18 protein-coding genes are annotated in these 20,257 nt (G+C 66.4%); 12 read left to right on the forward strand and 6 right to left on the reverse strand.

Annotated elements, in window-relative coordinates; all coding sequences use genetic code 11:
• Window positions 1-53 precede the first annotated feature (53 nt).
• Entirely contained in the window at window positions 54-2,273 is a 2,220-nt protein-coding gene (locus AKJ09_RS40405) for a DUF4139 domain-containing protein (RefSeq protein ID WP_169928257.1), read from the forward strand.
• A 45-nt stretch (window positions 2,274-2,318) separates the two neighbouring features.
• On the forward strand, window positions 2,319-3,239 hold the full coding sequence (locus AKJ09_RS40410; RefSeq protein ID WP_240488790.1) for a polysaccharide deacetylase family protein: 921 nt from the start codon (window positions 2,319-2,321) through the stop codon (window positions 3,237-3,239).
• A gap of 19 nt (window positions 3,240-3,258) precedes the next feature.
• Here AKJ09_RS40410 and AKJ09_RS40415 read toward each other — a convergent pair whose 3' ends face one another.
• Window positions 3,259-4,170: a DUF4190 domain-containing protein gene (locus AKJ09_RS40415; RefSeq protein ID WP_146653166.1), complete on the reverse strand. Its 912-nt coding sequence runs from the start codon at window positions 4,168-4,170 to the stop codon at window positions 3,259-3,261.
• 183 nt (window positions 4,171-4,353) lie between these two features.
• Entirely contained in the window at window positions 4,354-5,172 is an 819-nt protein-coding gene (locus AKJ09_RS40420) for an ABC transporter ATP-binding protein (RefSeq protein WP_146653167.1), read from the reverse strand.
• 78 nt (window positions 5,173-5,250) lie between these two features.
• On the opposite strand from AKJ09_RS40420, the gene AKJ09_RS40425 reads away from it, so the two are divergent.
• From AKJ09_RS40425 to AKJ09_RS40450, 6 genes are all read left to right on the forward strand, one after another.
• Window positions 5,251-5,532 carry a hypothetical protein gene (locus AKJ09_RS40425; protein WP_146653168.1) on the forward strand — a complete coding sequence of 94 codons (282 nt, stop codon included), beginning with the start codon at window positions 5,251-5,253 and terminating at the stop codon, window positions 5,530-5,532.
• Between the two features lie 2 nt (window positions 5,533-5,534).
• Window positions 5,535-6,476, forward strand: coding sequence for a lysophospholipid acyltransferase family protein (locus AKJ09_RS40430; protein ID WP_275936754.1), 942 nt, complete (start codon window positions 5,535-5,537; stop codon window positions 6,474-6,476).
• A 9-nt stretch (window positions 6,477-6,485) separates the two neighbouring features.
• The gene (locus tag AKJ09_RS40435; protein WP_146653170.1) at window positions 6,486-7,292 is read left to right on the forward strand and encodes a thiazole synthase; all 807 of its coding nucleotides are present in this window, start codon (window positions 6,486-6,488) and stop codon (window positions 7,290-7,292) included.
• The gene (locus AKJ09_RS40440; protein WP_146653171.1) at window positions 7,289-7,591 is read left to right on the forward strand and encodes a tetratricopeptide repeat protein; all 303 of its coding nucleotides are present in this window, start codon (window positions 7,289-7,291) and stop codon (window positions 7,589-7,591) included. Before AKJ09_RS40435 ends, AKJ09_RS40440 begins: the two co-directional genes overlap by 4 nt.
• Window positions 7,588-8,253, forward strand: a complete 666-nt coding sequence (locus AKJ09_RS40445; RefSeq protein ID WP_146653172.1) for a thiamine phosphate synthase — start codon at window positions 7,588-7,590, stop codon at window positions 8,251-8,253. Before AKJ09_RS40440 ends, AKJ09_RS40445 begins: the two co-directional genes overlap by 4 nt.
• A gap of 93 nt (window positions 8,254-8,346) precedes the next feature.
• Complete coding sequence (locus AKJ09_RS40450) at window positions 8,347-8,601, forward strand: acyl carrier protein (RefSeq protein ID WP_146653173.1); 255 nt, start codon at window positions 8,347-8,349, stop codon at window positions 8,599-8,601.
• A gap of 189 nt (window positions 8,602-8,790) precedes the next feature.
• Here the strand turns inward: AKJ09_RS40450 and AKJ09_RS40455 are convergent, their stop codons facing one another.
• From AKJ09_RS40455 to AKJ09_RS40465, 3 genes are all read right to left on the reverse strand, one after another.
• A complete protein-coding gene (locus AKJ09_RS40455; protein ID WP_146653174.1) occupies window positions 8,791-10,020 on the reverse strand; it encodes an aminotransferase class I/II-fold pyridoxal phosphate-dependent enzyme in 1,230 nt (409 codons plus the stop codon).
• Between the two features lie 175 nt (window positions 10,021-10,195).
• Window positions 10,196-11,365: a beta-ketoacyl synthase N-terminal-like domain-containing protein gene (locus AKJ09_RS40460; RefSeq protein WP_146653175.1), complete on the reverse strand. Its 1,170-nt coding sequence runs from the start codon at window positions 11,363-11,365 to the stop codon at window positions 10,196-10,198.
• 40 nt (window positions 11,366-11,405) lie between these two features.
• Window positions 11,406-12,650: a beta-ketoacyl-[acyl-carrier-protein] synthase family protein gene (locus AKJ09_RS40465; RefSeq protein WP_146653176.1), complete on the reverse strand. Its 1,245-nt coding sequence runs from the start codon at window positions 12,648-12,650 to the stop codon at window positions 11,406-11,408.
• Between the two features lie 326 nt (window positions 12,651-12,976).
• Between AKJ09_RS40465 and AKJ09_RS40470 the strand changes: the two genes are divergently transcribed.
• Genes AKJ09_RS40470 through AKJ09_RS40480 form a run of 3 tightly spaced genes read left to right on the forward strand, consistent with a single transcriptional unit; the run spans window position 12,977 to window position 15,344 of the window.
• Window positions 12,977-14,758, forward strand: a complete 1,782-nt coding sequence (locus tag AKJ09_RS40470) for a fatty acyl-AMP ligase (RefSeq protein ID WP_169928259.1) — start codon at window positions 12,977-12,979, stop codon at window positions 14,756-14,758.
• A 42-nt stretch (window positions 14,759-14,800) separates the two neighbouring features.
• On the forward strand, window positions 14,801-15,049 hold the full coding sequence (locus AKJ09_RS40475; RefSeq protein ID WP_146653178.1) for an acyl carrier protein: 249 nt from the start codon (window positions 14,801-14,803) through the stop codon (window positions 15,047-15,049).
• 49 nt (window positions 15,050-15,098) lie between these two features.
• Window positions 15,099-15,344: an acyl carrier protein gene (locus AKJ09_RS40480; RefSeq protein ID WP_146653179.1), complete on the forward strand. Its 246-nt coding sequence runs from the start codon at window positions 15,099-15,101 to the stop codon at window positions 15,342-15,344.
• 207 nt (window positions 15,345-15,551) lie between these two features.
• Here the strand turns inward: AKJ09_RS40480 and AKJ09_RS40485 are convergent, their stop codons facing one another.
• Window positions 15,552-16,043, reverse strand: a complete 492-nt coding sequence (locus tag AKJ09_RS40485) for a hypothetical protein (RefSeq protein WP_146653180.1) — start codon at window positions 16,041-16,043, stop codon at window positions 15,552-15,554.
• A 341-nt stretch (window positions 16,044-16,384) separates the two neighbouring features.
• Here AKJ09_RS40485 and ileS point away from each other — a divergent pair, with 341 nt between their 5' ends.
• Entirely contained in the window at window positions 16,385-20,050 is a 3,666-nt protein-coding gene (ileS, locus tag AKJ09_RS40490) for an isoleucine--tRNA ligase (RefSeq protein ID WP_146653181.1), read from the forward strand.
• The last annotated feature ends 207 nt before the right edge of the window (window positions 20,051-20,257 follow it).

Raw genomic sequence — 20,257 nt, forward strand, 5'->3', positions numbered from 1 at the left:
AGATCTTTCCGGAGCTTCGTCCGTACTGGGCGAAACACGGAGGATTTCGGCCCATGCGGAAGGTCTTTGTCTGCGCCCTGGCTTTGGCGGGGCTCGGCAACGTCGGTTGCGGTCAGACGACGTCGTACGTGAAGAGTGAGACCACCCTCGGCCGAGTCGTGGTCTACCGCAACGGGGTCGCGTACTTCGAGCGCTACGCCGACGTCGAGGGCGACAGCCTCAAGCTCAACGTGCCGCAGGACAAGGTCGACGACTTCCTCAAGTCGCTCACCGTCGTCGACGCGAAGACCGGCGAGCCCGCCCCCGTGTCGTACCCCTCCGTCGGCAGCGGCGGGGCCACGATCGACATGAAGGTCGGCGCGTCGAACGCGGCCTCCGGTCCACGGAAATTGCGACTCTCCTACGTGACCGAAGCCCCGTCGTGGAAACCCAGCTACCGCGTCGTCGTCGGCAAAGACGGCAAGGTCGAGATGCAGGGCTGGGCCATCGTCGACAACACGTCGGGTGAGGACTGGACCAACGTGAAGCTCGGTGTCGGCGCGAGCTCCGCGATGTCGTTCCGCTACGATCTGAAGGGTCTACGCCTCGTGCAGCGCGAGACGCTGCGTGACAACGACCTCTTCGCGCAGGCGCCCCCGATGGGAGGAGCGTCGTACGGACAGCAGCAGGGCGAGCCCGGAAAGGCGCGCGTGCTCGTCGATTTCAGCGACGACGTTCTTGCGAATGCACAGAAGAAGAACGACGAAGAGGCGCGATCATCGCGGCCGAAGGTGGCCACCGGCGGAGTGAATACCGGCGGCTCCGTCGAGAGGTGGGCCGACGGGGGATATCCGTCGAACGGGGGGCGTCGCCGAGCGGAGCCGGCGCAAGAGCCGAGTGTGCGCGCCGCGTCACCGGCGCCGCCTCCTCCGCCTGCGGACCCGGTCGCGCGCATGGCGCAGTCGCTCCAGGGGAATGCCAACACGATCGTCGTCGAGGGCTATGCCGCGCCCGGCGACTCGGACAAGAACTCCGCGTCGCTCGAGCGCGCGAATCGGCTTCGCGACCAGCTCGTACGCAACGGTGTCGACCCGAGTCGAATCGTGGCGCTCGGCAAGGGCGAGCAACAAGGACGGGCAGGTGGCGCCCGCCTCGTCGAGGCCCCTACGGAGGCGAAGCCGCGCGATGCAGGACCCGGCGCAAAAGACGACGCGGGTGGTAAGCCGAACGCCGAGCCCGCGCTCGGAGAGCCCGTGGGCACGTCGCACTTCGAGTCGCAGACGGCGATGAGCGTGCCGCGAGGAACGTCCGCCATGGTCTCGATCCTGCGCTCCCAGACCGAGGGCGAAGTGGTCTATCTCTACGATCCCGAGAGCCCACGCGGAAACACGCAGTACCCGTTTCGCACGCTTCGCTTCCGCAATCCCACCGACAGCGCGCTCGAAAGCGGTCCGGTGAGCGTGTTCGGCGAGGGACGATTCGTCGGCGAGGGGCTCGCAGATCCGATTCCCGCCAAGGCGGTCGCCTTCGTGCCGTTCGCGCTCGACCGCCAGATCGTCGTCGAGCGGAAGGACACCGAGAAGGACGACATCGCCAAGATCCTCACCGTGCAGCGAGGCGTGTTCTCCACGGAAATTCAACACAAGAAACGTGCAACCTTCACGCTCTACAACCGCTTGCCCGAGCGCGCGACCGTGTACCTCCGCCACTCGGTGCAACCCGGATACAAGCTCACCAAGGCTCCCGCGAATGGAGAGGCGGGAAAGAAGGCCGAACACCTCGCCGGCGCGCATCTGTTCCGCGTCGAGATCGAACCGAACGGGAAGTCCGAGGTCGAGATCGAAGAGGCCACACCCATCTATCGGTCGACCGACATCCGCACGTCCGCGGGGCTCGATCTCGTGCGGGCGTACATCTCGAATGCGGCGCTCGACGACGGGATGAAGACGCAGGTCAAGAAGCTCGTCGATCTGAATGCCGACATGGCGAAGATCGAGCAGCAGATCGCCACCACGCACGAGCAGATGGCCGAATACCGCGCCCGGATGGACGAGCTCCACCAACAGCTCTTCACGCTCAAGGCCGTCAAGACGGCGGGCCCGCTGATGGCCCACCTCGAGAAGAAGCTCCAGGAGATGAGCGAGAAGCTCTCCAAGGCGACGATCGACGTGGTGTCGCTGCAGGAGAAGCAAATGGTCGCACGCGTCCAGTTCCAGAACGGCGTGGGTGAGCTCACGCTCGAGGGCAAAGCGTCCGATCCGGACCGCGCGGCCAAGGCAACGGCTTCGAAGTAGTCGTTGGTCAGCGGGAACCCGCAGGTTTGTACTAGGCTGGCCCGCGTGCGGCTTGCCTCCATCAGCGTCGACCTCGACGAGATCCCCAACTACTTCGAAATCCACGGCCTCACGCCGGACAGCCGTGCAGCCACGCTCGTCTACGACGTCGCGCTGCAACGGCTCGAGGATCTGTCGAACGCCGGCAAGTTCCCGCTGACGCTCTTCACCATCGGCAAAGACCTCGCGCGCCGCGAGGCGGCCGAGGGACTCACGGCGGCCGCGCGCAGAGGCCACGAGATCGCCAATCACTCCCTCGACCACCGCTACGATCTCGTTCGCCTCGGGCGCGCGGAGATCCGGCGACAGATCGAGGAAGGCGCGCACGTCATCGAAGAGGCCACCGGCGTGAAGCCCGTGGGCTTCCGCGCGCCGGGATACACCATCACCGACGAAGTCTTCGGCGTGCTCGAAGACCTCGGCGTGGCCTACGACGCGTCGGTGTTTCCTTGCCCGGCGTATTGGGCCGCCAAGACCGCGGCCATCGGGGCCATTGCCGTACGCGGCCGAACGAGCCGATCCATCGTCGACACCCCGAAGGTACTCCTCGCGCCGACCGATCCTTATCGCGTGGGACGCCCTTACCACCGGCGCGGAAGCGGCATTCTCGAGATCCCGGTACAGGTGACCCGCGGCCTTCGCCTGCCGTTCATCGGAACGAGCGTGACGCTCGCCGGTCCGTCGAAGGCTCGCTGGCTCGCCAAGATGTGCGTGGGGGCGCCGCTCGTGAACCTGGAGCTGCACGGTATCGACGTGCTCGACGTGAGCGACGGTCTCGAAGCGCTCCGTCCCCACCAGCCGGACGTGCGCATCCCGCACCCGCAGAAGCTCGAAGCGATCTTGGCGGTCGTCGAGACTCTGCGCGACGCGGGCTACAGCTTCGTGACCATGCGCGACGCGGCTACCGAGCTCGCGCACATGTCGTGAGCCGCGTCGGCGCGAACGATCAAAGCTCGATGCCGAGCGGGGAGGGGGAGCGCCGCGACGAGAGGTTCCCGTGGACGAAATCGTCCAGCACGGGGGCCATGTTCGTCACGGTGTTCTCGTCCCACTCGTCGGCACTGATCGCGTCCGTCGGGCGCGAAGCGGAATCGAGCTTGTAGAACCAGGGCACCGTCTCGGTGTCGACCCGCATCGCACGCAGCTCGGATTCGAACTTGTCGACGTCGACGCGCACGAGCGTGACGTTCGCGAGAGCGTTCTGCATGCGCGAGTCAGGCAGCGCCGAAGCGACGTCCGCGCATTCACGGCTCGAGCGCACGTAGGTCTGGAGAACCACGGTGCGCCCCTTGCTCGAGGCCGCCTGCGTGATGCCGGCGAGCGAGGTCTTCAGCGACTGCCGTTCGTCGATGTCGACGACGTCGAGCGCGCCGTAGCTACGCGTTCCGGTCGCCACCGGACGGAGCATCGGCGACTCCGAACGCGGATCACCCGGTTGCACGAGTGAAAGCGCGCTTGCGAGCGCAGCGACGCCGATGACGAGGCTCAGACCGGTGCCGAAGAGCCCCGTGACGACGCCTCCGATGGCCATGCGCTCACCGCCGAGCATCCCTTGCGAGCGATCGATGTCACGACGCGCGAGCGAGCCGAGAATGATCGCCGGTACGCCGGCAAACGCGCCCAGGCACACCAGGCTGAGGAGACCGAGCGAGAGCGACGCAACGGCCTTGCTCTCTTTCCGGCGAAGCTCCGGTGCCACCGCGCCGGGCGCCATCGCGTGCAGCACCTGGGGCGCCTGCACGTACGGCGGCGCATGATTCGTGTAGTAGCCCGGTTGTTGATGAGGAACCTGACCGGTCTGACCAGCTCCCGGGCCCAGTCCCGTGTAGGGTGCACCGTGCGGGCGGAACGGCGTCATCTCCGTTCAGGATAACCCGCGATCGAACGCGTGCACGTCCACCGGCGCCGAATGCGCCCGCCCGCCACCAGGCGTGCGACCACCGGTGCGAGGGCGATCCAGCGCCATACACGTACATCTCACTCCGTGGTCGAGCTTCGTTCGGAGCTCTTCCGTCGCCGTGGCGGCGAATTAATTTTGCGCTCAGCGTTTCGGCGCGCGGCGGGTCACGCGGTCGATCCCGTGCACATCGACCCCGCTGTTCTTGATGAACTCGCGCGCCACCTCGTTTCCGCCTTCGAGCAGCGAGTCGGGCGTGCCGGCGGCTTCGACCTTGCCTTTGATGAGCAGGACAGCCTGGTGGGCGATGCGAAAGCAGCTCGCGATGTCGTGGGAGATGACGATGCTCGTGACACCGAAGCGTTCGCGCATCTCTTCGATGAGGTCGTCGACGATGCGGCTCGTCAGCGGGTCGAGACCGCTCGTGGGCTCGTCGTAGACGAGGATCGGGGGCTCCAGCATCAGCGCGCGCGCCAGGCCGACGCGCTTGCGCATACCGCCCGAGAGCTCCGACGGAAACTTCGGCGCCACGACCTTCGGATCGAGTCCGAGGATCTCGAGCTTCTCCATGACCCGCGTGTAAATTTCCTTCTTCGGGAGCTTCGTGTGCTCGACGAGTGGGAAGGCCACGTTGTCGAAGACACTGATCGAGTCGAGGAGCGCCGCGTACTGGTAGACCATCCCGAACTTCTTCCGAATCCGGTTCAGGTCGTTCTCGCTCATCTTCGCGATGTTCTCGCCTTCGATGAAGATGTCGCCGGTCGTCGGGCGGTCGAGGGCCACGATGAGGCGGAGCAAGGTCGTCTTGCCGGCGCCCGAGCCGCCGATGATGACCGTGGTCTCGGCGCGGCGCGCGGTCAGATCGACCCCACGAAGCACTTCTTGATCGCCGAAGGTCTTGCGAACTTGCCGCAGAACGACAGTCTCGTCCGATCGCGGGGGGGCGCTCTGCGCCTGGTCCATCAACGCGAATCTAAACCGAATCGTGCCCGGGCGAATGCCCCTTTCGCGGCGCGGGCACGCGAGCTAAACCTGAGCCCCATGACGCGCGAGCAGATCGAAACCATCCTCAAGACCTCCGGCGCCAAGACCGACAAGGAAGGGGGCTATGCGCTCCCCGAAGGGTCGAACCTCACCCTTCACCTTGCGCACGATGGCGCGAACATCGCGCTCCAGAAGGTCGAGAGCGTCCGCTTCGACGGCGAGCTCCTCTTTGCGCGCAGCGCGAAGCAGACGGTCGCGGTCGTCGCCCAGGACGTGTTTGCCGTCGCGCTCGAGGGTGCGAGCGGTCAGCCCGCCCGCCGCCCCGCCGGCTTCCTCTGAGACTGGTCCCAGGCGGCCCTCGCGCGCTATCCACGTTCGGAGCGGCGCTCGCGGCCCTGGTGCCGTTCCAGGCCCTTTCGTGGCCGGGGGCGGCGCTGGGGTGGCTCGCCGGGTCGGTGCTGAGGATTCGCCGCCGGGCGGTCGAAGCCGCCATGCGGCGCGCGGGTGTGGCCCATCCGGCCGCCCGCGCTCGAGGCATGTATCGGCAGCTCGGGCAGGGGTTGCTCGAGCTCTTCTGGCTTGCGGGCGCGTCCGAGCCAGCGCGGGACTCCGTGGTCGAGCTCGATGCCGAGGCCGCCGCCATTCTTTCGGCCGCGCTCGCTCGCGGGCCGGTGCTCTTGGCCGCGAGCCATACCGGCAACTGGGAGCTCGCCGCGTTCGCCGCCGCGCGATGGCTCCGCCCGCGCGGGCGATCGCTCGTCGTGGTTGCCAAGGCGCTGCACGTCGGGGCGTTTCATGTGTTTTGCACGCGTCTGCGTGAAAGCTTCGGTGTGAGGCTCGTCGCGCCGCTCGGCGCGCTGACGAACACGAAGCGAGCGCTCCGGGCGGGTGACGTGGTGGTGATGCCCATCGACCAGGTCCCGGATCGGGAGCGCCATGGTCACCGCATCGAATTTCTGGGGGCCAAAGCGCTGGCCGATCGCGCACCGGCTGCGCTTGCGTTGGCCGAAGGAGCAACGATGCTCGTCGTCGCTGCGGATCGCGGGGAGGGGCGCCAGCGCATTCGCGTGCTCGCGGAGATTCCGCCGCCTGCCCGCAAGGACCGCGCGGGCTTCGTGGAGCGGGCGACCGAACGCGCGTCCGCGGCTCTCGACGGGTTCGTGCGTCAATCGCCGGAAAGCTGGCTCTGGCTGCACCGTCGCTGGCGCGCGCCGCTCGAAGCTGACCGGCCGGAAACGCTCTCCGGCCCGCGCAAGCTTGTCACGACCGCGCATCCCGGCTAACCACCGGGCATGTCGCTCGACTCCTTGACCATCGCGGGGAAGTCCTATTCCAGCCGCCTCATCGTCGGCACCGGCAAGTACAAGAGCGTCGAGGAGACGGAGCGCGCCATCGACGCTTCGGGCGCCGAGATCATCACCGTCGCTCTTCGCCGCGTCGATCTCTCGGACAAGTCGGGCGGCTCGCTCATGAGCCTGCTCACGCGCCGCGCGCACGTCGGTACGGCCGGCGAAGGCAAGCGCTGGACGCTCCTTCCCAACACCGCGGGTTGCTACACGGCGGACGAGGCCGTGCGTACGCTACGCCTCGCGCGTGAGCTGGGCGTCGCGGAGCTCGTGAAGCTCGAAGTCATCGGCGACCCGAAGACGCTCTACCCGGACAACGAGCAGACGCTCGAGGCCGCGAAGATCCTGGTGAAGGAAGGCTTCACCGTGCTCCCGTATTGCATCGACGATCCGATCGTGTGCAAGAAGCTCGAAGACATCGGTTGCGCCGCGGTCATGCCCCTCGCGGCGCCGATCGGCAGCGGCCTCGGCATTCGCAATCCGCACAACCTGTCGATCATCCTCGAGCACGCGAAGGTGCCGGTCATCGTCGACGCGGGCGTCGGTACGGCGAGCGACGCGGCCATCGCGATGGAGCTCGGTTGCGACGGCGTGCTGATGAATACGGCCATCGCGCACGCGAAGGAGCCCGTTCTCATGGCCGAAGCCATGAAGGAAGCCGTCCAGGCCGGACGAAAGGCACGCCTCGCTGGTCGCATGCCGCGCTCGCGTTACGCGAACGCGTCGAGCCCGCTCGGAGGGCTCATCGAATGAGTCTCTCGCGAGTCGTCGGCTCCTTCGCACTCGTGGCGTCGCTCGGCAACGCGCCGCTGCAGTGCAAGCACGATCCCGATCCCACGATGCGCACCGAAGACTCCGCCGGCGACGCCCTCTGGTCGCTGGCCGAGGACTTCCGCGCCAAGGGCAACGACGAGGCCGCGCGACAGACGCTTCGCTTCCTCGTGGATCGCTATCCGTCGAACCGTCACGTCCCCGCGGCGCGCGCGGAGCTGGAAGGCGCCGCGCCCGCGCCGAGCGACGCGGGAACGGGGTCGGCGGCCGACCGCAAATGAGCCTCCGGGCACGACGGCCTCGCCTCGTGCTCGTCACCGATCCTCGCTACACGATCGACCATGTCGTCGCGGTGACGCGCGCGGCAGGTCGCGCCGTCGGGCCTGGTCGCCTGCTCGTCCAGCTCCGCGACAAGGTGAACGCCCCCGACCACGTCGTCGCGGTGGCTCGGGCGCTCCGTGAAGCGACGCACGCGGTCGAGGCTCTTTTCCTGGTGAACGGCTCGGTCGAGATTGCCAAGGCCGTCGGTGCGGACGGCGTCCACGTCCCTTCGGGTGGTTCGGTTGCCGGCGCGAGGCACGAGCTCGGCGCCTCCGCCTTCGTGAGCGCCCCGGCCCACGACGACCAGGACGTCGGGCGAGCCATCGAGGAGGGCGCCTCGGCGGTCCTCGTGAGCCCCATCTTCGCGACGCCGGGCAAGGGCGCTCCGCGAGGCGCCTCCGCCCTCACGGCGGCGCGTGCGCTCGCAGATCGCGCTTCGAGTGCCACGGCGGCCTCGGGCGATGGTCTTCTCGTTTACGCACTCGGTGGTGTCGAGGTGGAACGCGCCGCGTCATGCGCGGAGGCCGGTGCGGACGGGGTCGCCGTCATTCGCGCCCTGCTCGACCTGTCGGGCGACGGCCGAATTTCCGCGGCCGCGCGCGTCATGACGGCTCCGTTCTAGGATGCCTGAGCGGAGCGGGCCAAGAGCAACGTGGAGGTGACGCTGCCGGTCGCCGTGGCAGGTCCCCGAGTCGAGTGGTAACGTCGCTTCGTCATGAGCGCGACGTACGACGAGACCTTGCAGATCACGACGGAGATTCTGAAGAAGCACGTCGATGAGGAGCGGACCATCCACCCGTCCGACCACATCCAGAACGATCTCGGCCTGGACAGCCTCGGCGTGATGGAGCTCGTGGCCGACATCGAGGACCACTTCGCGATCACCATCCCCAACGATGTCCTCACCGACCTCTCCACGGTCGACGACGTCGCCAAGGCCCTCGTCAAGCTGCAGGCACCCTCGCCCTGAAGTTCCAGCCCGGGGCGGGCAGCGCGCAAACGCTCGGCTCGGTGTGAGCTCGGCGTGACAGAACGCAAAAAGGCCGCCGGATACGCTCCGGGCGGCCTTTCCAGCTTTCCAGCATTTCTCTGTCGCGGTGCTGCGCTGGCGCGATGAGCCCAGCCCGCCGAGGCAGGCCAGGCCGCGTTTCCGAAGCTCTCAGGCCTCCATCGGCCCGATTTCTTCGCCCGACAGAACGAAGAACGCTTCGCCGTACGTCTTGAGCAGCTCGAGCGCCGTGTCCATGTCCTCCTGCGTGTGACCGCGGGTGACGTTGACGCGGAGGCGCTCTTCGCCGTGCTTCACGGACGGATAGATGAGCGGAACCATCATGACGCCGGACTCGAAGAGGCCGATGTGCATGAAGACCGTCTTGCGCTCTTCGCGGCACATGACCGGCATGATGTGGGTGTTGCTCGCGCCGAGCTCGAAGCCGATGTCCTTCAGCTTGCCGCGCATGTACGCAGCCTTCTGGTGGAGCTCGGTGACCATCGCCGGACCGTCCGTCTCGAGCATGTCGAGGATGGTCGACGCCGCGGCGACGACCGGGACGGGGAGCGACGCGCTGAAGAGGAAGCTTCGCGCGTTGTGCTTCACGAGCTCGACGATGTCGCTCCTCCCGAGGAGGATGCCGCCGATGCCGCCGAACGTCTTCGAGAAGGTCGAGACGAGGACGGGCACGCGATCCTTGAGCCCGGTCTCCTCGAGGATGCCGGTGCCGCGCGTGCCGAGCGTGCCGGTGCCGTGCGCGTCGTCCATGACGAGGACGGCGTCGTAGCGCTCGCAGATCTCGACGAACTCCTTGATGTTCGCTTTGTCACCGTCGAGCGAGTAGACGCCTTCGATGAGGACGAGCGCGTTCTTGCGCTCACGCGTCTTGAGGATTCGCTCGAGGCTCTTCGCGGAGTTGTGGTTGAAGAAGCGAACCTCCGGCGCGCGGCCCGGAATGCCCGCCGCGAGGAACGTGCCGTCGAGGATGCAGGCGTGGCTGTAGCTGTCGAGGACGAGCGTGGTGTCCTTGTCGGCCAGGGCGACGATGGTGCCGAGCATCGCCTGGTAGCCGGTGGTGAAGAGCAGGCAGCTCTCGTAACCGAACCACTTGGCGAGGCGCTTCTCGAGTTCCACGTGCTCCGTGGTCGTCGCCTGGGGGCGCGAGCTCGAGAGGCCGCATCCATACTTCTCGACGGCGGCGTTCGCAGCGGCCTTCACCTTCGGGTGATTGGTGAGGCCTAGGTAATCGTTCGAGCTGAAGTTGATGATCGGCTTGCCGCCGACCGAGGTGTGCAACCCGCCCGACTCGAACTCACGGAAGTACGGGTAGGTTTGCCGTTCCTTGTTCTCGCGAACGATTGCGAGTTCGCTGCGGGCCTTGTCGTCGATCCAGCTCATCGTGCTGGCTTTTTGGCACGAATACGCGACGTCTTCCAGCTCAGCGAATACGCGAAATGGTGTTCGCGTCGTGCTCGAGCTCCGTTTGCGTGCGATCTGGCCTGCAGTCCACCTTGCTCACGAGTCACGCGCAAGTCACGCGACAGGCGCGCGAAGGAGTTTGCTCACCGGTCTTTCAGCTGGCTCGGCGAAGAACGACAGCGGACGCGTTGCCGTAGTAGCCGACCGCTGTGACGAGGACGTTCTCGACGCGAGCGGGAGCGCTTCCTCGGACCAAATCGGAAACGGGCACACCGTTGAGCCAGCCAAGGGCGGCGGCCATCCCCATCGTTCCGCCAGCCCCGAGCGTTTCACCGAACGTTCGTTTCGGGGCCGCGACGGGTACGGGGCCGAGCACCTGCTCGATGGCGCCGAGCTCCTCGACGTCGAACTGGGCGAGGCCCGAGACTCCGGAGACGACGAGGTCGATGTCTTTCTTCTCGAGGCCCGCGTCGGCAATGGCCTGCGCGGCGGCGCGAGAGGCGGCCTCGCGCGAGGCGAAGATGAGCGAGGTCTCGTTCTCGGGCGCCACGAACGACGTGGCGTAGCCGGTCACCTCACCGAGGATGCGGGCGCCGCGTGCCTTGGCCGCCGTGGCTCGCTCGAGCACCAGGAACGCCGCGCCTTCTCCGAGGCGGGGCTCGCTGGTGCGGGCGGGCGTGGGCGCGAGGACGCCGAGCTTCTCGAACGCGAGGAAGAGCGCCTCGCTCATGGCCTCGCCGCCGCCGGTGATGATGGCCTCGGCTCGCTCGGACGAGAGGTGGATGTCGGCGCAAGCCACGGCGTCGAGGCCACCGCAGTTGCCGTCCGACACGGTGACGTTGAGCGCGCGGAGATCTTCCCAGATGCTGACGTAGCCGCTCGCGCTGTTCGAGACGGTGTTCGGGAACTTCGCCGGGTTGATGTACCGGGCATCTTCGAGCTTCGCGACGCGATCGAGCTCCGTGATGGCTTCGAGGCTGCCGTAAGCGTTCGAGCAGCACACGCCGACGAGCTCGGGCGCGAAGTGGGCCCACTGGCCGTCCTTCTTCACGCCGGCATCCTGCAAAGAAAGCCGGGCGGCGACGACGAGGAGCTTCGTTAACCGGTCGAGCGTACGCAGGCCCTTGTCGCCGAGGTACTTCGTGGGATCGAAGCCCGGCACTTCGAGGACGCGCGCGTTCTCGTACTTGCTCGCGTCGAAGCTCGTGATGGTCTGCGCCTCGGGCGGCGCGCCCGTGTTCTCGCGCAGAGCGCGGAAGAAATCGTCGACGCCCGTTCCGAGGGCGCACGTGATGCCGAGACCAGTGATGGCGCGAGGGGTCATGATGAAGCGCGTTCTCTCTCTTCTGTCAGGTACTGCCAGGTCAGGGGCGCAGCGACGGGGGCGGCGGCGGCTCGGGGAGCTTGTAAGGCTTCGCGAGGCAGGTGACCGAGTTGTACCCGCCGAAGGCGAGCGAGTTGTTGAGGACGATGTCGTGGGCGCCTTCGCGGGCGCGGTTGGCGACCACGTCGACGTCGCATTCCGGATCGGGCGTCTCGTAGCCGATGGTCGGCGGGTAGATGCCCTTCTCGAGCGTCATCACGCAGCCGATGGCCTCGAGCGCCGAGGCGGCGCCCATGCAATGGCCGAGCATGCTCTTCATGCTCGAGATCGGGACCTTGCGACCGCCGAACACTTCGCGCATGACCTTCGCCTCGGCCACGTCGTTGTGGCGCGTGCCGGTGCCGTGTGCGTTCACGAAGTCGATGGAGTCGGCGCTGATGCCCGAGCGGTCGATGGCCTGGCGCATCGCTCCGATGCTGCCCATCGCGTCGGGATGGGGACGCGTGATGTGATACGCGTCGCACGTCATGCCGTGGCCGCCGACTTCGGCGACGAGGCGTGCGTTACGACGAATGGCGTGCGCTTCGCTCTCGAGGACGAGGAGGCCGGCGCCTTCGCCGAGGATGAGACCCTGGCGGTTCAAGTCGAACGGCTGGCACTTCGCCGGCGCCATGGCCGCGAGACGGACGAAGCCAGAGAACTGGAGCTCCTGGAGCAGCTCGGCAGCGCCCGTCACGACGACGTCGGCCTTGCCGGCGCGGATCATGTCGGCGGCGAAACCGATGGCGTAGTTGCCGGCCGCGCAGGCGGCGGGGAGGGTGAGGACGCCGCCCTCGGCGCCGATGGCGCGCGCGACGTGGATAGGGAGGAGGGTCGAGCCGTACTTCGGAATCCACGCGCGGCGAACGGCGGATGCGCCCTTGCGAATCCACGCCTGGTCGAGCTCGCCGAGGACGTCGGCCTCGCCCATGGTCGTACCCAGCACGACCGACGCGCGTGGCCCCTTGAGGGCTTCGGCCGGGAGGGCGGCGTCTTCGATGGCCATACGGGCGGCGGCGAGCGCCATCTGCGAGCAACGGCCCATACGGCGGGCCTCGACGGCGCTGAGGTGATCGCGAGGGCGGAAGTCCTTTACCTCGCCCGCAAACTCACGCCCGAGGTTCGACACGTCGAACGCCTCGACCGGGGCAATGCCGCTTTGGCCTGCCGCGAGAGCGTCGAAGAACGCTTGTTTGCCGAGTCCAATGGAGCTGACGACGCCGACGCCGGTGATGAAGACACGCATTCAGGACGCTCGCAGGGCAGGTGGGGCAGGTGCCGAACGCACGTACGTTCCTCTCCCTGCCGTGGGCCTTATACCGCGCGCTGCATGCGTGGAGCAACGCGAGCTGTAGCCCTTTCATGCGGGAATTTTCGGTGATTCATCGCATGGTTGAACCACTTTGAACATGCGAACGCGACTTCGCGTTGCGATGGTTCTTACGCACGCAGGCATCTCGACAGCGCCGGGATGGGATGTGGGTGCGTCAAGTGTCGGTGACGCCTTGCACAACTGGCTGGCACGAAGTAATGACCGCCGACCCCATGAAGGATGCTCGGGATCTTGCAAGCATGGCTTCTGGCGCTGGCTCCCACCATGCGAGCCGGGACCCCCAGAAGGTTCCTCCGACCCTCGCCGAAGCGATTCGAAAGCTTGCCCACCACGAGGACCGCGGATTCGTCTTCGTACGCGCCGACGGCAGCGAGCGTTTCTGCTCGTTCCGTGAGCTTTGCATCGAATCCGAGAAGCGCGCCGGCGACCTCCACGCGCGTGGCGTGAAGAAGGGCGATCGCGTCGCGATCGTCGTCCCCGATCCCGAGAACTTCGTCCTGTCGTTCCTCGGCGCGGTCATGGGCGGCGTCGTTCCGGTGCCGATCTCTCCGCAGCTCTCGTTCAAGAATGCCGAGACGTACCACGACACCGTCGCGCACATCGTGAAGGCCTCGGGCGCCTCGCTGCTCCTCACGTCGAGCGGCACGCGCCAGTATGTCGATCCGGTTCTTCCGCGCGTCGACACGCTCAAGGCCGTTCTCGACGTCGAAGAGATGGGCAAGGTCGATCACGGCAAGCTCGACGTCACCGTCGACCCGACCGACCTCGCGTTCCTCCAGTTCACCTCGGGCAGCACCTCGCGTCCCAAGGGCGTCGTCGTCACGCACCGCAATCTGGCTTGGAACAGCCAGAGCTTCATGATCGAGGGCCTCGAGAAGGACTCCTCGTTCGACAAGGGCGTGAGCTGGCTCCCGCTCTTCCACGACATGGGGCTCATCGGGTTCGTCATTGGCCCGCTCTTCACGGACATCCCGGTCGTCTTCCTCCCGACGGCGAGCTTCGTCCGCAACCCGCGCGTCTGGCTCGACAAGATCCACACGCACCGCGGAACCATCACCTACGCGCCGAACTTCGCCTACCAACTCGTCGCCAAGCGCGTGAAGGAGAAGGACGTCGGCGAGCTCGATCTCTCCTGCCTCCGCCGCGCAGGCTGCGGTGCGGAGCCGATTCAGGCGCGCACGATGCGCGAGTTCGCCGAGAAGCTCGCGCCCGCGAAGTTCGACCCGCGCGCGTTCCTCCCGTCGTACGGCATGGCGGAAGCCACGCTCGCCATCACCTTCGTCCCGACGATGAGCGGCGTCCGTTCGGACGTCATCGAGAAGGCGCAGCTCGAGTCGGGCAAGGCCACTCCGCGCGAGGATCGCGATGCGCTCGCCGAGGGCGCCCAGGAGCTCGTCAACTGCGGGCGTTCGTTCCCCGAGCACGCGATCGCCGTCGTCGACGAGCAGGGGAACCGCCTCGCCGATCGTCAGGTCGGTCAGATCATCACGTCGGGCCCGAGCGTCTGCGCGGGCTACTACAACGAGCCCGAGCTCACCGAAGCTGCCTTCAAGAAGGACGAGAACGGCATCGTGTGGCTCTACACCGGCGACCTCGGTTACATGGTCGACGGCGAGGTCTTCATCTGCGGCCGCCTCAAGGACATGATCATCGTCCGCGGCCGCAACTTCTACCCGAACGACATCGAGTGGGTCGTCAGCGAGCTGCCCGGAATCCGCCGCGGCAACGTCGTCGCGTTCGGCACCGAAGTGAACGGCGAGGAACAGCTCGTCGTTGCCGCCGAGGCGTTCTCCTCCGAGGCGGAAGGACTCAGGGACGTCATCGCACAAGCCGTGAACGCGAGCTTTTCGCTCGCTGCGCACGAGGTTGTCATCGTCCCACAGGGGACCTTGCCGCGAACTTCCAGCGGAAAGCCTCAGCGGCGGAAGACCAAGCAGATGTATCTGGATGGCACACTCGGGCGCGCACGGAGCGTGCAAGGCACCGGTAGCCAGCCCGGTGAAGCCGGCGCTAGCGCGTAGCTCGGTTCGCGCCGAGCCCCGATATTCGAGGAAGAAGTGGACATGGCACGCAGTCGATCAGAGCTTCTCGCAACCTTCCGCCGAACCGCGACCGAGGTTGCAGAGAAAGACTTCAACAACGTCGCGGAGACCATGAGCATCAGTGAACTCGGTATCGATTCGCTGGGCATGCTCGAGATCATCGGTTCGCTCGAGCGTGAGTTGAAAATCCAGATCCCGGACGAGTCCCTCGCCGGTATCCAAACCGTCAAAGATTTGCTCAACGCCGTCGAATCGCGGCAAGGCGCTTAACCACCGGGCTGCACGCTTCCTTCAGCGCCTGGTCAATCAGAGGTACCGCATGTCGAACGTCAAAGAAGAGCTCCGCGCCCTCATCTCCGAAATCTCGGAAATGGACGACATCCCCGATGACGTGTCCTTCAAGGACCTCGGCATCGACTCCATGATGGGCGTCGAGATCGTCGCGGCGATCGAGCGTAAGTACCAGGTGAAGATCGCCGACGCGGAGCTCGCGCAGGTCACCACGCTGAACAGCTCGCTCGAGTTGGTGCAGAAGAAGCTCGCCCCGCAGGCCGAAGTCGCCTGATCTCCCTCTCCGCGGCCGAGCACTCCACGTGCCGCGCGGGGATGCGAGAACGATGCGGAAGCGATGCGAAAACGACGAGGACCCGGTGCATCGGGTGCCTCGTCGCTCGCATTTTTAAGTCTTTTGCGTCTGTCTGCGTTGGGGCCTTCGCGGACGTTCGCGTGGCGGCGTGCCTGGGGGGCAGCCCTCATGGTCACTTCGCGCGGATCACTGGGCCTCGAGAACGGCCGGCGCCGCCTCGAAGTGCTCGAGCAAGGCCGGCGCGAAGCGGAAGCTCACGAGCGCGGCGAACAGCGCGAGCATGATCCACGCGACGATCGGGATGCTGCCGAGTTCGAACGCGGCCTGCCTCGCCCGCCTCGCGAGCGTGCGGGGGATGACGACGGTCGGATCCTGCGCGAGGACGCGCCGGGGCGGGCCGAGCATCGCCGCATAGCGCGCGCTGAAGTCCTGCGAGGGATACGACGGATAGGAGGGGTACGTATTCGGCGCGACCGGCGGCGCCGGTGGCGGGGCGGGGGCAGGCGCGGGCGCCCGGAAGGCTTGCGGCGCCGATTGCCCGGTCCAATCTTGTGGAGCTGCGGACGGGCGCACCCACGCCGGCAAGGCGTTCGGCAGGCGCGGGCGCGGCTGAATCACCGTCTCGGCATGCGCCCGGTCGAGCTCGACCGGATCCGGCGCCGAGTTGTAAGCAGGCACATGCGGCCCGCGTCGTGCGGGCGGCGCGTGCTGCGCTTGGTGGGTCTGGGGCCTTTGGCCTGAGCGGCCCGTTCGATCCTGTCGATCCCCCGCCGTATCGGCAGTTCGAGGCCGGTCAGAGAAACGCAACTCTCGCGATTTCCTTGGCAGGTCGAACATGTGGACCTGAAGCGAGGCACGTCCTGTACCACATGTCCCACACGAGATTTTCCGGCAATTCTGGGGTGCGACTGGATCAAAAACGGCTCATCGAAGGATGAAGAGGATCCAAGCTTCCGTCGGCCAACGCCGCGGTACGGAAGGTCCCCCCGGCCCCCTCAACCCTGGTAAACCCCAACGCAATGTCTGCCGCGCGATTCGACAAGGTCCCTAGCGAACTCGACTTTCCCAAAGAGGAACGCGAAATCCTGGCGTTCTGGAAAGAGCAGCGCATTTTCGACAAGTCGCTCGAGCAGACCGCCGGAGGCACGCCCTTCGTCTTTTACGAGGGCCCGCCGACCGCCAACGGTCTGCCTCACAACGGTCACGTTCTCACGCGCGTCATCAAGGACATCTTCCCCCGCTACAAGACCATGCAGGGGTTCCACGTCGCGCGCAAAGCCGGTTGGGATACCCACGGCTTGCCCGTCGAGGTCGAAGTCGAGAAGGAGCTTCGCATCCACGGCAAGGCCGCGATCGAGTCCTTCGGCGTCGAGCCGTTCGTGAAGCGCTGCATCGAGTCGGTCTTCCGTTACACGAAGGAGTGGGAGGAGCTGACCGAGCGCGTTGCGTTCTGGGTCGATCTCCCGACCGCCTACGTCACCTACCATCGCTCGTACGTCGAGAGCGTGTGGTGGGCGCTCTCCGAGCTGTTCAAGAAGGGCTTGCTCTACCAGGGCAACAAGGTTCTCTGGTGGTGGGCGCAAGGCGGCACCGCGCTCTCCTCGGCCGAAGTCGGTCTCGGCTACAAGGAGGTCGACGACCCCAGCGTGTTCGTGGCGTTCCCGCTCGAAGGCGATCCGAACTTGGCGCTCGCCGTGTGGACCACCACGCCGTGGACGCTTCCGTCGAACATGTACGCGGCGGTCAATCCGAACTTCGAATACGCCGTCGTCAGCGGCGATCCAGAGAAGGTGAAGGCCGCTTCGACGAAGAAGATCCTCGCGAAGAAGCTCGTTCTCGCCGCTGGTCTCGTCGAGGAGGTCGGCAAGAAACTCGGAACCACGCTCACCGTCGAGCGCACCATCAAGGCGAGCGAACTCATCGGCAAGAAGTACCTGCCGCCGTTCGACACCTTTGCCAAGGGCGCGCCCGACACCGCGTGGCGCGTCGTCTCCGCGGACTTCGTCGAGATGTCGGCGACGGGCATCGTGCACGCCGCGCCCGCCTTCGGTGAAGTCGACTTCATGGCGCACCGGAAGCTCTATGGCGCCGACTCGCCGATCTTCAGCGCGGTCCGCTCCGACGGCACGTTCGGCCCCGAAATGGGCGCGAAGTACGAAGGTCGCTGGGTCAAGGACTGCGACAAGGAGCTGATCGAGGAGCTCAAGGAGAAGGGCGTCCTCATCCATCACGAGACGTACCGCCACCCGTACCCCTTCTGCTGGCGATCGGATCAGGATCCGCTCATCCAGATGGCGCGTCCGGCGTGGTACATCCGCACGACGGCGCTCATCGACAAGGCGATCGAGAACAACCGCACCGTCAGCTGGCTGCCGGAGCACATCAAGGAAGGTCGCTTCGGCGACTTCCTCGCCAACAACGTCGACTGGGCCCTCTCGCGCGAGCGTTTCTGGGGCACGCCGCTCAACGTCTGGGTCAACGACAAGACGGGCCGCATGGAAGCGCCTGCGAGCATCGATGAGATCCTCGCGAAGAACCCGAACGCGTTCGATCACTTCCACGCGGCGAAGAAGGCCGATCCGAGCCTGAGCGAGCACCTCATCGTCCACAAGCCGTGGATCGATCAGGTGACCTGGCAGAACCCGGGCGAGGAGGGCACGTTCCGCCGCGTCTCCGAGGTCATCGACTGCTGGTTCGACTCGGGCTGCATGCCGTTCGCGCAGTGGGGATTCCCGCATCAGGGCGAGGAGCAGTTCAAGAAGAGGTTCCCCGCGGACTTCATCAGCGAAGCGATCGATCAGACGCGCGGCTGGTTCTACTCGCTGCTCATGGTCTCCACGCTCGTTTTCGACGAGGAGACCCAGAAGCGCTTCGGCCTGGCGCCGGTTCGTTCGTATCCGCTTCCGTACAAGACGTGCATCGTTCTCGGTCACGTCTCGGACAAGGAAGGCAAGAAGGAGTCGAAGTCGAAGGGCAACTACACCCCGCCGGACGTCATCCTCGAGAGCGTCCAGATGGACTTCGCCGTGCTCGACGAGAAAGACGTCGACGGTGTGAAGGCCGAGCCGGGCGTGGCGCTCATCGCTCGCGAGGACATGGAAGGCCTCGACGTGCTCGAGGGCGCGAAGGTCCGCCTTTCGCTCCCGGGCGGCGGCGCTACGAAGGATCTGACGGTCAAGCCTCACAAGAAGCTTCGCCGCCGCGTCGTCGTGCTCCACGAGACCGATCGCAAGGCCGTCGGCGCGGAGACCACGTCCATCAAGGACGTGCCGCCCGTCGAGGTCCCGCGCCTCCCGAAGAGCGAGCGCGTCACCGTCCTCGACCCCGCCACGCCTGCACCGGGCGCCGACGCGTTCCGCTGGTTCTTCTACGCGGCCAGCCCGCCGTGGAGCGCCACGCGTCACTCGCTGTCGAACGTGCGAGCGATGCAGAAGGAGACGCTGGTCAAGCTCCGCAACGTCTACTCGTTCTTCACGATCTACGCGAACATCGACGGCTTCGACCCGTCGCAGCCCAAGCTGCCGGCGCAGAAGCTCGCCGAGATCGATCGCTGGATCCTGAGCGAGCTGAATTTGCTGACGCTCGGCGTCACCAAGGATCTCGACGGCTACGACGTCTACACGGCGACCGGAAAGATCACCGCGTTCGTCGATGCCCTGTCGAACTGGTACGTCCGTCGCTCGCGCGATCGCTTCTGGCGCGCGGCCGACCCCAAGGACGACGACAAGCGCGCGGCGTACGAGACGCTCTACACGTGTCTCGTCACGCTCGCCGGCGTCATGGCGCCTTTCACGCCGTACCTCGCCGACCAGATGTACCGCAACCTCGTGGTCAAGGGCCTCGGCGCCGGTGCGAAGCAGGCGGAGAGCGTGCATCTTACACGCTTCCCGACGAGCGACGCCTCGCTCATCGATCGCGATCTGTCGCAGACCATCAAGGCGGTGCGCGACCTCGTCAGCCTCGGCCTCCAGGTCCGCACGCAGGCGAAGCTGAAGGTGCGCCAGCCCCTCGGCAACGCCAAGGTGATCCTCGCCGATCCGAAGCTCGCCGATCGTCTCGCGCCGTACGCGGACATGATCAAAGACGAACTCAACGTCCTCGCCGTAGAGCTCATCTCCTCGGCGAGCGGCGCCGACGAGTTCGTCACGTACCGCGTGAAGCCGAACTTCCGCACGCTCGGTCAGAAGGGCATGGGCAAGCAGGCCCAGGACCTGAAGAAGGTAATGGGCGCGATGACCGCCGCGCAGGCGCAGGAGCTCGTGAACGAGCTGCTCGCCAACGGCAAGGCCACCGTGTCCGGCGTCGAGGTCGAACGCGACGACGTGGAAGTCACGTTCGACGCGAAGGAAGGCTATGCCGCCGCGGGTGAGCGCGTCGGCGTCGTCGTTCTCGACACGCGCCTCACCGACGAGCTGCGCGATCTAGGCTACCTCCGCGAGCTCCTGAACCGTGTCCAGACGGCCCGGAAGGAGATGGGGCTCGAGTTCACGCAGCGCATCAACGTCACGGTCGCGGGCGCCGAGCGCGCCACGCGCATCGCAGAGACGCACGCGAACACCATCAAGAGCGAGTGTCTCGTCGCCGACCTGCGCACTCGTGAGACGAACGGCAAGGCGGGCGACGGCATGCTGCGTGACGTCGACGTCGAAGGTGACAACGTGCAGCTCTGGATCTCGAAGATCTGACTTCGGTTTGTCAGCCGCGGCGCGCAGGCGGCCGTAGCGTCTTCCACAGGCAACGTCGCGCGCTGCGATGCGCGCGCGTTGTCAAGGAAGATCCCTGGCATGTTCTTTTTTTCGACCCGCCCGGTCGATCAGGCGCGCGCGGTCGAAGCGCTCTGGTATGACGTTGGTTCGTAGGTCAGCGGGGGGTGGGATCCGCGCGAGTCCCAC

Source organism: Labilithrix luteola (genome assembly GCF_001263205.1).
Taxonomy (GTDB): Bacteria; Myxococcota_A; Polyangia; order Polyangiales; family Polyangiaceae; genus Labilithrix; species Labilithrix luteola.